Origin of the sequence: Sphingobium sufflavum (genome assembly GCF_021403115.1) — a bacterium.
Lineage (GTDB): Bacteria > Pseudomonadota > Alphaproteobacteria > Sphingomonadales > Sphingomonadaceae > Sphingobium > Sphingobium sufflavum.
In genome coordinates, this window is sequence record NZ_JAJSSH010000003.1 from 401,747 (window position 1) to 415,144 (window position 13,398).

9 protein-coding genes are annotated in these 13,398 nt (G+C 65.5%); 6 read left to right on the forward strand and 3 right to left on the reverse strand.

The features are described from left to right. The first annotated feature begins 297 nt into the window (after positions 1-297). Positions 298-1,506: a D-mannonate dehydratase ManD gene (gene manD / locus LWE61_RS07410; protein WP_234149400.1), complete on the forward strand. Its 1,209-nt coding sequence runs from the start codon at positions 298-300 to the stop codon at positions 1,504-1,506. 112 nt (positions 1,507-1,618) lie between these two features. On the opposite strand, the gene LWE61_RS07415 is transcribed toward manD, so the two are convergent. Genes LWE61_RS07415 through LWE61_RS07425 form a run of 3 tightly spaced genes read right to left on the reverse strand, consistent with a single transcriptional unit; the run spans position 1,619 to position 4,787 of the window. Beyond that, on the reverse strand, positions 1,619-2,518 hold the full coding sequence (locus LWE61_RS07415; protein WP_234149401.1) for a sugar kinase: 900 nt from the start codon (positions 2,516-2,518) through the stop codon (positions 1,619-1,621). Continuing rightward, complete coding sequence (locus LWE61_RS07420; RefSeq protein WP_234149402.1) at positions 2,515-3,483, reverse strand: sugar phosphate isomerase/epimerase family protein; 969 nt, start codon at positions 3,481-3,483, stop codon at positions 2,515-2,517. The genes LWE61_RS07415 and LWE61_RS07420 overlap by 4 nt, the downstream gene beginning before the upstream one ends. Next, positions 3,480-4,787, reverse strand: coding sequence for an MFS transporter (locus tag LWE61_RS07425; protein WP_234149403.1), 1,308 nt, complete (start codon positions 4,785-4,787; stop codon positions 3,480-3,482). Before LWE61_RS07425 ends, LWE61_RS07420 begins: the two co-directional genes overlap by 4 nt. A gap of 250 nt (positions 4,788-5,037) precedes the next feature. On the opposite strand from LWE61_RS07425, the gene uxaC reads away from it, so the two are divergent. From uxaC to LWE61_RS07450, 5 genes are all read left to right on the forward strand, one after another. After that, complete coding sequence (uxaC, locus tag LWE61_RS07430; RefSeq protein ID WP_234149404.1) at positions 5,038-6,450, forward strand: glucuronate isomerase; 1,413 nt, start codon at positions 5,038-5,040, stop codon at positions 6,448-6,450. Beyond that, a complete protein-coding gene (locus tag LWE61_RS07435) occupies positions 6,447-7,913 on the forward strand; it encodes a mannitol dehydrogenase family protein (protein ID WP_234149405.1) in 1,467 nt (488 codons plus the stop codon). The genes uxaC and LWE61_RS07435 overlap by 4 nt, the downstream gene beginning before the upstream one ends. Positions 7,914-8,816: 903 nt before the next feature. After that, entirely contained in the window at positions 8,817-9,356 is a 540-nt protein-coding gene (locus tag LWE61_RS07440; protein WP_234149406.1) for a hypothetical protein, read from the forward strand. Between the two features lie 179 nt (positions 9,357-9,535). Further along, entirely contained in the window at positions 9,536-10,720 is a 1,185-nt protein-coding gene (locus tag LWE61_RS07445) for an ROK family transcriptional regulator (protein ID WP_234149407.1), read from the forward strand. A gap of 279 nt (positions 10,721-10,999) precedes the next feature. Then, positions 11,000-13,378, forward strand: a complete 2,379-nt coding sequence (locus LWE61_RS07450) for a TonB-dependent receptor (RefSeq protein WP_234149408.1) — start codon at positions 11,000-11,002, stop codon at positions 13,376-13,378. Positions 13,379-13,398 lie beyond the last annotated feature (20 nt).

Sequence of the window (13,398 nt, forward strand, 5' to 3'; positions counted from 1 at the left end):
TTTCCCTGTGACCTATAATGCCGTCCGCAATGCGGGCGCGGGCCGCCCGTCGGATGCGGCGTTAGAGGCTGTTCTCCTCCCTGTCTCTCGGATATTCTGCGCGCCGGACGTGGTGATGCCATGCTGTTTGTGGCTGTCCCATCCTGCGTCGTCCGGGTGGCGAAATGCCCCGCTCGAACACCCTGACCAATATCTGAAACTTGACAGACCAATTTAAAGCCCGCAAGGAATGGATATGCAAACAGGCCGCCCATGGGGTCGCTGCCTGACAATCAGTCCATACACTGGGGGGAAGACATGAAAATCGCATCGGCCAAGGTCATCGTGACATGTCCGGGCCGCAATTTCGTGACCCTGAAGATCGAAACCGACCAGGGTGTCTATGGCATCGGCGACGCCACGCTGAATGGGCGGGAATTGTCCGTCGCCAGCTATCTGACCGATCATGTCATTCCCTGCCTGATCGGCCGCGACCCGCGCCAGATCGAGGATATCTGGCAGTATCTCTATCGTGGCGCCTATTGGCGGCGCGGTCCCGTCACCATGCGCGCCATTGCGGCGGTCGACATGGCGCTGTGGGACATCAAGGCCAAGATGGCGAACATGCCGCTGTACCAGTTGCTGGGCGGGCGCAGCCGTGACGCGGTGATGGTCTATGGCCATGCCAATGGCAGCGACATCGCCGAGACGGTGGACGCGGTCGGCCAGTATATCGACATGGGATACAAGGCGATCCGCGCGCAGACTGGCGTGCCGGGCGTCAAGGACGCCTATGGCGTGGGTCGCGGCAAGCTCTATTATGAGCCTGCCGACGCCGCGCTGCCGTCCGTCACCGGATGGGACACGCGCAAGGCGCTGAACTATGTGCCCAAGCTGTTCGAGAAGCTGCGCGAAACCTATGGTTTCGACCATCATCTGCTGCATGACGGCCATCATCGCTATACCCCGATGGAGGCCGCGCAACTGGGCAAGGCGCTGGAGCCGTACAGCCTGTTCTGGCTGGAGGATTGCACGCCCGCCGAAAATCAGGAGGCGTTCAAGCTGGTGCGCCACCACACCACCACGCCGCTGGCGGTGGGCGAGATTTTCAACACCATCTGGGACGCCAAGGATCTGATCCAGAACCAGTTGATCGACTATATCCGCTGCACCATCGTCGGGGCAGGCGGCATCACGCACATGCGCCGCATCGCTGACCTGGCCAGCCTGTACCAGATCCGCACCGGCAGCCATGGCGCGACCGACCTGTCGCCCATCACCATGGGTTGCGCGCTGCACTTCGACACTTGGGTGCCCAATTTCGGCATCCAGGAATATATGCGTCATACGGAGGAGACGGACGCCGTCTTCCCGCATGATTACAGCTTCGACAAGGGCCACCTCTACTGCGGCGAGACGCCCGGCCATGGCGTGGACATCGACGAGACGCTGGCCGCCAAATATCCCTACAAGCCCGCCTATCTGCCGGTCGCGCGGTTGGAAGACGGGACGATGTGGAACTGGTGATCGCACGCGCACGGATATGCACCGCATCCTCCCGATGATGTGTGCATGACTTGCGGCGCCGCCGCCATGGAGTGAAGCCCATGGCGCGGCGCCGTTTTTTTATGAATGGCGGTCAGTAGGGAGCGTCGTCCTTGCGGGCGGGGATCGCGCCGGCATGGCCGATCGCCCATCCCGCGAGCCGATGCCCGGCCAGTGCGGCTTCCACCGGGACCGCGCCACCGATGCGGGCGGACAGATAGCCCGCGTTGAAGGCGTCCCCTGCGCCGCTGCTGTCCACCACGGTGACGCGGGCGGGCGGAGGGACGGTCTGTCCGGCGACAAGGCATCCCTCCACGCCCAGCTTCACCACCGGCTCCGCGCAGCCGAGCGCGGACCAGCGGGCGGCGGTGGCGGCGGCATCGTCGGCCTCGCCCATCTCCACCTCGTCCGCCAGCGTCGGCAGGCCGATGTCGCAGCGGGCGATGGCGGCGTCGCGGGCGGCGCGGGCGGTGGCGGCGTCGGGCCAGAGGCGAGGGCGGTAATTGCCGTCGAAGGCCACGCGGCCGCCGCGGGCGCGGACGGCGTCGCACAGGCTGAACAACCGACCGCGCCCTTCCGCCGAAAGGATCGCAAGCGTAATGAGGGAATAGACCAGCAGGTCCGCCGCCCCGGCCTGCGCGATCAACCGGTCGCTGTCGGGCAGGTCGAACATGGACCGTGCCGCGCTCTCCCCCCGCCAATAGGCAAAGCTGCGCTCGCCCGCGTCATCGGTCTGGATCGCATAGAGGCCGGGCATGCGCCCCGCCGCCGTCAGGGTCGGGGTGAGGTCCAGCCCCTCCGCCGCCCAGCTGTCGCGCAGCCCCGCGCTGAACGCATCGTCGCCCAGCGCGGTCGCATAGGCCACGTCATGGCCCATGCGGGCGAGGTGGATGCCGGTGTTGAGTGTGTCGCCGCCGTGCCCCACGGCCCAGCCGCGCGCGGGGCCGCCGGACAGTTCCACCATGCCTTCACCGATCAGGCAGATGCGGGTCATCGGGCGCTCCCCAGATCGAGATCACGCAGATAGGCATAGCTGCGCGCCGCCGATTCCAGCGGGGGCAGCGTATAGGGAGGCTCCTGCTCCACGGCGAAATGGCGCACCCCGGCGGTGCGGGCGGCGGCCAGTACGCGAGGCCAGTCGACGATGCCGGAGCCGACCTCCGTCGTCGCGGCGCGCAGGCCGGTGTTGACGCGGTGGGTGGGGGCAATGTCCTTGACATGCATCAGGCGGAAGCGGCCCGGATAGGCGCGCAGGATGGTGACGGGATCATGACCCGCCGCCACGACCCAGCCCGCATCCATGTGGAAATGGACCAGTGCGGGGTCGGTATGCTCCAGCAGGATGGACAGGCCGTTCGCTTCCCCCTGTGGGGCCAGTTCGGGATTATGGTTATGATAGGCGAGGGCCGCGCCATGCCGTTTCAGCGCCGCACCCTTTTGGTTCAGCCAGTCGGCGGTGCGTTTCCAGTCGTCGGCGCGCATCGTGCCCGTGACCCGCTCCAGCATGGCCGGCACGGTTTCGCCCGGCAGGCCGCGCATCTCCACGCCGGGCGGGAGGAGGAAAAGGGTGGAGGTGACATAGTGTGCGCCCAGCGTGCGGGCATCCTGCGCGATCAGGCCCGCATCGTCGGCAAAGCTGCGCCCACCGCGCTGGGGAAGGGGGAGGAGGTTGAGGCTGGCGCACCGCATGCCCGCCGCCGTGATCGCGCGGGCCATGGTCGCGGCGTCATGAGCGTCCAGTCCCGTCTCCACTTCGCGATAGCCGATGGCGGCCAGCGCGCGCAGCGTGGCAGCCGGGTCTTTGCGCACCTCCGCCGCGACGACATAGAGGTTGATACCGATGGGCTGGCGCGGCCCGGCGAAGACGCGGCGCGCGGCGCCTGCGCCGGGCAGGGCGGCAAGGCCCGCGATGGCACCCGCCTGCATCAGTCCGCGCCGGGAAAGAGCGAAATCGGTCATATTGCCGCCTCCCGCGTGGCCGGTTTGCGACCGCGCAACATCGTCCAAAGCACCGCCGCCGCGACCAGATCGAATATGGCGAGGCAGACGAACAGCGGATCATAGCCGATGGTGTCGGCCAGCGTGCCGACGATCAGGGAAAAGCTCATCCCCCCGATCCATGCGGCGGACCCCGCCATGCCGGTGGCGGTCGCGACCACGCGCGGTTCGAACATGTCCGCCGAGAGGGTCATGAGCGCACCCGAAAGCATCTGGTGCGCGAAACCGCCGACACAGAACAGCGCGATGGCCGCCGCCGGAGAGCCGGCGAGGCCGATGCAGGCCGGGCCGACCATCAGAACCGCGCCGGTCGTCACCACGATCTTGCGCGATCCCAGCAGCGAAATGTTGAAGCGACGCATCAGCCAGGGCGCATAATAGCCGCCGAGGATCGAGCCGAGGTCGGCGGCGAGGAAGGGCAGCCATGCGAAGGCGGCGATGCTTTTGAGGTCCATTCCGCGCGAATCGACCAGATAGAGCGGGATGAAGAAGCTGAAGGTGTGCCAGGCCGGATCGCACAGGAAACGCGGGATGGCGATGCTCCAGAAGGCACGGGTGCGGATGATCTCGCGCCAGCTTGCCTTGGCTTCAGTCGTGGTGCTGTCGTCCACCGCCGAATCGTCGCGCCCGCTTTGGATATGGGCGCGCTCGCCATCGCTCAGCCCCTTGTGCTCGGCGGGCGAGCGATAGCCCCAATACCAGAGGGCGGCCCAGAACAGGCCGACGCCGCCCGTCACCACGAATGCCGACTGCCAACCCCAGGTGAAGATGCAGAAGATGACGATGGGCGGGGCCAACATGCTGCCGAACGACGATCCGATGTTGAACCAGCCGGTCGCGACCGTCCGTTCGCGCGGGGGAAACCATTCGCCCACCACCTTGATCCCCGCCGGGATCGCCGCCGCCTCCGTCAGGCCCAGCATACCGCGGAAGAGGGCGAGGCTGGGCCAGCCCACGGCAAAGGCATGGGCGCAGTTGGACAGCGACCAGCCGACCGCGAACAGGGCAAAGCCCAGCCGCAGGCCCATCAGGTCGAGCGCATAGCCCGCCAGCGGCTGCGCGATGGTATAGGCCCCCTGAAAAGCGGCGACGACCCAGCTATATTGCTGCGTCGTCATGCCGAAACTGTCTTTCAGCGTGGGCGCGGCGACGGCAAGGGAGGAGCGGGCGAGATAGTTGAGCACGGTGCCCAGCGTGACGAGGCTGATGATCCACCAGCGTAAAGCCCCCGATTTGCTGCCCGCCACCTGTGTCGCCACATCCATACTCCCTATCCTACCAGAGCCGCGCTCCGGCTGGCATCATATTGGCTAGACCAATGGCGCAAGCGTGTGAGCGTGTCAAACATCGTGAGTATGGTGAACTGGGCGAAATGAAACCCTGATAATATCGCTCTTTTTCGAAGAGATTGACGGCGCACGCCGTCGTCTCTAGCTGTTCTGACCAATCTGGCGCCGGATCGGGCGGGCGCGGCTCCGCCATTCCCCGACGCCGAACCGTCGAAAGGCCCCACGCGTGACCAAGCTGACCCTGCATCCCGACCGCCTGTTTCCGGCCGACCCCGGTACGCGGGACATTGCGCGGCGGCTGTATGCCGGGGTGAAGGACTTGCCCATCATCAGCCCCCATGGTCACACCGATCCGGCCTGGTTCGCGGGCAATGAGTCTTTCGCCGATCCCGCGCAATTGCTGATCGTGCCGGATCATTATGTGTTCCGCATGCTCTATAGTCAGGGCGTGCCGCTGGAGGCGCTGGGCGTGCCGCGCGCCGATGGCGGGGCGGTGGAGACTGACAGCCGGGCGATCTGGCGGATCTTCGCGGAAAACTATCATCTGTTCCGGGGCACCCCGTCGCGCATGTGGCTGGACTGGGTCTTTGCCGAGGTGTTCGGGATGGAGGAGATATTGTCCGCCGACAATGCCGACGCCTATTTCGACAGCATCGACGCGGCGCTGCGCACCGATGCCTTTCGGCCCCGCGCGCTGTTCGAACGGTTCAACATCGAACTGCTGGCGACGACCGAAGGTCCGCTCGACCCGCTCGACCATCATCGTGCGATCCGGGCCAGCGGGTGGCAGGGGCGGGTCATCACCACCTACCGCCCCGATCCGGTGGTGGACCCGGAGTATGAAGGCTTTGCGGCCAATGTCGCCCGTTTCGGGGAACTGACCGGCGAGGATGTGAGCCACTGGGCGGGCTATCTGCGCGCGCATGAGACCCGCCGCGCCTATTTCCGCGAGGCCGGGGCGACCGCCACCGACCATGGCCATCCCACCGCCCGCACCGCCGACCTGCCCCGCGCGGAGGCGGAGGCACTCTATGCCAGGGTGACGGGCGGCAGCGTCACGCCCGCCGACGCCGAACTGTTCCGCGCGCAGATGCTGACCGAAATGGCGCGGATGAGCCTGTCGGACGGCATGACCCTGCAAATCCATCCCGGCGTCCATCGTAACCACAACCCCGGCCTGATGCAGGGGTTCGGGCGGGACAAGGGCGCGGACATCCCCACCGCCACCGAATATGTGCAGGCCCTAAAGCCTCTGCTCGACCGTTTCGGCAATGAGGCGGGGCTGACCATCATCCTGTTCACGCTGGACGAGGATAGCTATTCGCGCGAACTGGCCCCGTTGGCGGGCCATTATCCCGCGCTGCGTATCGGGCCGCCCTGGTGGTTCCACGACAGCCCTGAGGGGATGCGGCGGTTCCGCGAGGCGGTGACGGAAACAGCGGGATTCTACAACACGGTCGGCTTCAACGACGATACGCGGGCCTTCCTCTCCATCCCCGCGCGGCATGACGTGGCGCGGCGGATGGACTGCGCGTTCCTGGCGCGGCTGGTGGCGGAACATCGCCTGCCGGAGGATGAGGCGGCCGCGGTCGCCCATGCGCTGAGCTATGATCTCGCCAAGCAGGCGTACCGGCTGTGAGGCTGTCGGCTGCGAGCCTCGACGGCCTGCCCGCCGCAGTGGTCCGGCCCGGCTATGACCGGGAGCGGGCCACCATCGGCGTGGTGCATATCGGCATCGGCGCGTTCCACCGCGCGCATCAGGCGGCGGTGTTCGATGCAGCGCTGGCGAGCGGCGACAATCGCTGGGGCATTACGGGCGTGTCCCTCCGCTCCGCCACGGTGCGCGACCAGATGGAGCCGCAGGACGGCCTTTATACGCTGGTCGAGCGGGATGGCGACGCACAGGCTCTCCGCATCATCGGGGCGGTGAAGGACGTGCTGGTCGCGCCGGAAGACCCCGGCGCGGTGGTGGCACGGCTGGCCTCGCCCGATGTGCATATCGTGACGTTGACGGTGACGGAGAAGGGCTATCATCTGGACCCCGCCACGGGGACGCTGCGGACGGCCGATGCGGAGATCGCCGCCGATCTCGCCAGCCTGAGCGCGCCGCGCAGTGCGCCGGGCTTTCTGGTCGCGGGACTGGCGCAGCGGTATGCGGCGGGGCTGCCGCCCTTCACTGCGCTGTCCTGCGACAACCTGCCGCATAATGGCGCGCGGTTGCGCAGTGCGGTGCTGGCCATCGCGGCGGCGCACGACCCCGCGCTGGCGGAATGGATCGCGGCGGAGGGCGCCTTTCCGCAGACGATGGTGGACCGCATCGTGCCCGCCACCACGGTGGAGGACATTGCCGCGCTGGCCGACCGGATCGGCGTGGAGGACCGGGCGATGGTCAAGACCGAACCTTTCCTGCAATGGGTGATCGAGGATCATTTCTGCGGTCCCCGCCCGGATTTCGCGGCGCTGGGCGTGCAACTGACCGACGATGTCGCGCCATGGGAGGAGGCGAAGCTGCGTCTGCTCAACGGCGCACACAGCGGCATCGCCTATCTGGGCGGGCTGGCGGGGATCGAGCATGTCGATGGCTTTGTCGCGCTGCCCGGCGGACGGGCCTTTGTCGAGGCGCTGTGGGACGAGAGCGCGGCGACGCTGACCCCGCCGGAGGGGCTGGACATCGTGCGTTATCGGGCGGCTTTGATGGGCCGCTTCGCCAATGGGTCGCTGGCCCATCGGACGCGGCAGATCGCGATGGATGGCTCGCAAAAGCTGCCGCAGCGGCTGATCGCCCCCGTGCTGGCGCGGCGGGAGCGGGGGTCAGGCGTGGAGGCGCTGGCGCTGGCCATTGCGGCATGGATGCGCTGGCAGTCCGGGGTGGACGATGCGGGCGAAGGCTTTGCGGTGGACGACCCGCTGGCGGCGGAGACGGCGGCCGCGTTGGCAGGGGCCACGACAGCGGCGGAGCGTGTCGCGGCGTTGCTGGCGATCCGCGCGATTTTCCCGGCGGCGGTGGCACAGGATGCGGGGCTTGTCGCCACGCTGACGCAGGCGCTGGAGCGGCTGGAGGAACAGGGCGCGCTGGGGGTGCTGGGAGGCGTTTCGTCCTGAGAGGTAGGCGCGGTTCGGCAGTTGTCCGATAGCGACCGTTATTGTTTCAGGGTCTCCGGTTGGGCGGGCGTTGGATTTGGGACTCTGCTTCCGCTTGCGGCGGTCGGATTTCGTCCGTGAAACTTTACCGGGCGGCGTGAGGTTCGCGACGTAGACTGTGGGTTTAGGTGAGGAAACATGCTCTTGACCCAAGTATATGGGTCTTGTGCCCTGGCTGCTGGCTGCTGGCTGCTGGCTGCTGGCTGCTGGCTGCTGGCTGCTGGCTGCTGGCTGCTGGCTGCTGGCTGCTGGCTGCTGGCTGCTGGCTGCTGGCTGCTGGCTGCTGGCTGCTGGCTGCGAGGCAGAGCAGATTCTAATCCGATTGAAACAGTGTGGTGTAAGTTTCTTTAATCCATCGCATTTTTGGGCGGTAGACGATCCTTTTTGTATGGAACCGCTAGTACGGCGGTGCAGCATGGGATCTGTCGGCGGTTGTCATGGGTGAAACTTTACCGAACCGAAGTCGGTAAAGTTTCATTGGCGAAACCTCATGAATGTCTGAATTGCAGGGAAGGTTGGACCAGCCCTGATCCATGGCGGCTTCCAATGGGAAACTGGATTTGAATCTGGCGTTGAGACTTGGTTTGACCTCGCAGAATGGCCCGATTGACCTTGCAGAATGGCCCGAAGGCATCGTCGTAAAGTTTCGGGTTTGCCGAGCAACCGGTTCCAGCAGTGACGAGCTGGACCTCTGGCACCGTGTGAGAATCTCTCTTGCCTCCATCTCGCGATGCACGCCATCGACAAGCGGCGGGCCTCCCGCGCACCTTCGGTAAAGTTTCAGGGATGAAAAACATGCCTGACATGCACAAGGGGGATTCACACCGGCGCGGAAGCTGCTAGATTCACTCTATGTTCCAACAGATGGATCTTTTCAGCCGGACTGCCCGCGCGCCTCGCTCGCAGAATCTGGGCTTGATTATCGAGCGGATCGCGGCCCATTCGAAACGGCCGCGCTACGCCTTTCTGGTGCTCAACCTGATCGCGGAAGCGGCGGGGGAGGGGAGCCGGGCCGGACCTTATGTCGTGGCGGAAGGGGAACGGCACGCCATACGGGACTGGCTGTGCGACAAATTGCTGCCGCTGGCGCATCGCGACCAGCGCCGCCGGGAAATCGTGGCGAAGGTTCGGGCGGAGTTAGAGCAAAAGGGCCTGCTGCCGCAGGATGAGCAGGGCGCGGCGGCGCTGTTGGACCATGCGGTACGTGAGCATGTCCGCCGGTCCGGGCGTTGCAATGTCAGCACGGCGGTCTCCGACTTGGTCCGGGCGGGATTGGTCAGGCGGCATTATCAGGGCTATCGGATGGATCATCCCAATCGGGGCGCCCAGCGTGAGGCAGTCTATACACTGACCGCGGATGCACAGGGCGCGCTCAGCCAGCGGTTCGATTTGGCGGCGGGGTGACAGCTGCGGGGTGAGGAGCGGCTGTGTCAGGCCGGGAGGTCCGGCGCGCCCCATGATGCCGCGACTTTCCCACTGTCGCTACCTTGGCCAACGCTCATTCGACCGGCCGCTTTCGACGCAACCCTCGACACATGTGCGCCGTCATTCTACGAAACCGGACGTCGAGAACAGGTGCGCAGTTGATTGATCCAGACCAGAGCAAGCTTCGCGCGCTGAAACTGATCCGTCGGACGGAGGGATTGTCCCGCATCGAACTGGCCAAGGCGCTGGGCTTTAACAAGGCGACGGTGACGGACCTGGTCGCGGACCTGTTGCGCCGCGATCTGCTGGTCGAGGAAAAGGGCGCTGCAGCAGGGCGGGGCCGCCCGCGCACGCATCTGAGCATCAATGCCTCGGCAGGCTATGTGATCAGCGTGTCGCCCCTGATGGGGGAGCGGGCGTCGATCGACATCGTCGACCTCAAGGGCAGTCGCATCCATAGCTGCGAGACGGTGCTGGCGCCTTTTGACGATGTGGAGGCCCTGCCCGACATGCTGTCCGGCGTGCTGGGCGCGGTGCTGGACGAGGAGATCGTGCCGCGGGCGGCTATTCGCTACGCCGCCATCGTCCTGCCGGGCCTTGTCAATCATCGCGATGGCATCGTCCACTGGCTCCCGTCCAGCAAAACCGCGATGAGCGTGCCGCTGGCCCGCCAGATGGAGGAGCGGGTGGGGATACCCGTCATCCTCGACAATCGGGTGGCGGCGATTGCGCGGGCCGAGCATTGGTTCGGTAGCGAGGGCAATCTGGACAGTTTCACCCTCATTGCCCTGCTGGAGCAGGGGATGAACGCGGCCCGCTATGTCGAAGGGCGGATGCAGATCGGCCATAATGGGATGAATTCCGAATTCAGCCATGTGAAGGTCGCGTTCGAAGGGGGCAGGCCCTGTTATTGCGGGAGCAGCGGTTGCATCACCGCCTATGCCAGCGTGAGCGGTATCGGGTCCGCGCTCGCCCGGCTGCGGGGTATCGGCCTGTCCGACTGGTCCCAGCGCACGACCGCGTTCGAAGAGGCCGTTCGTCTGACGGCGGCGAAAGAGGAGGGGGAGGTCGCCGGGCTGTTCGCGACCGCCGGTGAGGCCCTCGGCACCGCCATCGCCAGCCATATCAACGAGCATGATCCCGGCCGCGTCATCGTGGTGAGCGCTCGCCCCGACCTGCTGTCCCTGATGCGGCGGCACTGCGAGGAAAGGGTGGATTCCTCTACGCTGCCCATCCTGCGTGAGCGGACCAGCGTGGAATATCGCACGGTCCGGCCGGATGAATATTGGAAGGGAACGGCTGCGCTGGCGCTGGAGGGCGTCTATCGCGCGCCGTCGTCCTGACGGCCGGGGAAAGCAGCGCGATTGCCACGGATGGAATTTTGTTGGTTGACCAGATTAATTACTATCGTCTAGGTAGACAGCGCATGCCGTGCACCAGCAGCGTACCATCAGAGGCGCGTTGACCGGCATCAGGCTATCGAGGCGACAACGTCCGGTAGCACCGGGATGGCCGACAGGGCTTCCACGGTTTTCCATCGCATCCGCTTCGCTGCGCGTCCGTCCGGTCTATCGACCGGCGCTGTTTCCGCGCGGCCCGATAGTCTTACAGGGGGTATAGTCATGTCCAACATCATCCGCAGCCTGAACCGGGCTATGCTCACGGGGTCGGCCAGCCTGATCGTTATGGCCACCGCCCATGCGCAGACGGAAGCGCAGGACGAGATCGTCGTGACCGCGCAAAAGCGCACGGAACGTCTGCTGGACGTGCCGCTGGCCGTGACCGCGATTAATGGCGATGCGCTGAACGACCGCCAGATTTTCGACACGAACACGCTGGTTCAGGCCGTGCCCGCACTGAATTTTCAGCAGGGCAACAACCCCACCAACAGCAGCTTTCGTATTCGCGGCGTCGGCACGTCGTTGTTCAATCAGGGTGTCGAGGCGTCCGTCTCCGTCGTGGTCGACGGTGTCGTCTCTGCGCGGCAGGTGCAGAGCTTCACGGACTTCTCCGATATCGAGCGGGTCGAGGTGCTGCGCGGGCCGCAGGGCACGTTGTTCGGTAAGAATGCCAGTGCGGGCGTCATCAACGTCGTCACCGCGCGCCCATCCAAGACGTTCGAGGGTCGCGCGAGTGTGACCGTAGCGGAGGGCGACGAATATCGCCTGAGCAGCACGGTGTCCGGCCCGATCACCGACACGCTGCGCGCGCGCATCACCGGCTATTATAATGATGTAGGCGGCCACATCTACAACGCCTTCACCCAGCGGAACGAGAATGGTTTCGATAGCTGGGGCGTGCGCGGCAAGCTGGAATGGGACGCGACCGACCGGCTCAACCTGCTGCTCGCCGCCGATTATCGCCAGAATAATGCGGATTGCTGCCAGGGCGTGCTGGTGAGCGTCGGCAATCCGCAGCGGCTGCAACTGATCGGCAACACGGGCGCGGGTGCGAACAACCGCCAGTCGTGGAACAATGGGGCGACCTTTGCCGACAGCGAGCAGAAGACCGTCTCGCTGGAAGCGAATCTCGATCTGGGCGGCGCCACGCTGACGTCGATCACGGCCTGGCAGAAATATGACATCGCCAATAATTTCGAGCCGGACCGGCTGGGCAGCAGCGTGCCGATCTTCGTGACGGCGGGCGGGGCCGGGCAGTTCGACTATAATTATGGCACGACCGGCATCGAGCAATTCAGTCAGGAGGTCCGGGCCGCGTCGAACGGGAACGGGCCGATCAGCTATGTCGTCGGCGCCTATTATTCCGACCTGCATATCGACCGCGCCTTTTCGCGGCGGCGGGCGGTGTGCGCCACCGGCACCTTTGGCCAACCCTGCACGCCGTCGGGCTATCAGTCGCTTGCGCATTTCGCGGCGCTGGACAGCTATAATGTCTCCGGCTTCGGTCAGGCGGAATGGACTGTCGTCGGCGGGCTGAAGCTAATCGGTGGCCTGCGCGTGCAATATGAGAAGGTGACTGTCGGCGGCCAGCGCACCGGACCCATGGTGGCGGGCGACGGCAATTTCGGCGGCGCGGCGTCCGTTTACGCGGCCCGTTCGGCCAATGACACTGCCGTCACCGGCAAGGCGGGCGCGCAATATGCGTTCAGCCGCAATGCGCAGGTCTATGCCAGCTATACGCGCGGCTATAAGGGGCTGGGCTTCGATACGGAAAGCGGCGCGGATTTCGCCAATCAGGCCCCGGTGCTGCCGGAACATGTCGATGCCTATGAGGTCGGTTTCAAGGGACGCACGGCGGATGGCACGCTGACCGTGGCGGTCGCGGCCTTCCTGGCGGACTATACCAACCTCCAGATTCAGGCGAACCGATCCGACCCGATCCTCCAGACGATCCAGTTCGTCCAGACCAACGCCGGTTCCTCGCGCACGAAGGGGTTCGAGGTCGAGGCGACGGTACGGCCGTCGCGGCATTTCAGCCTGACCGGCTCGGTCAGCTACACCGACGCCAGCATCAACGTCGACGGCCTCAACTGTCCCACGCAGTTCCAGGCGGCGGCGCCCACCGTCGGGGTGGGCGGGGTGCGTCCGGTCAACAGCTGCTATCGCTATCAATATCTGAACGGGTCCGGTACGACGGTGACGAGCGGCCCGGTGCAGGACGTGCGCGGCGGACAACTGCCCGCATCGCCCAAATGGCGCATCTCGCTCAGCCCCCGGTTTGAGCATGAACTGGGCGATGCGCTGGTCGGTTTCATTCAGACTGACCTGACCTTCCAGAGCGACCAGATCTTCGCCGTGGAGCAAGACCCACTGGGCAAGCAGGATGGCTATGCCATCGTCGACCTGAGCGCCGGGTTTAAGACGGCCGACGGGAAATATAGCCTCACGACCTTTGTGAAGAATCTGTTCGACCAGAATTATTACACATCGCTCAGCGGGGCGACGCTCAACGCGGCCAGTCCGACGCTGATCGACCTTTATGCGAATGTGCCCAAGGGTGCGAGCCGCTATGTCGGAGCGACCGCCTCGGTTCGTTTCTGATCCCTGATCGCCCCGCATCC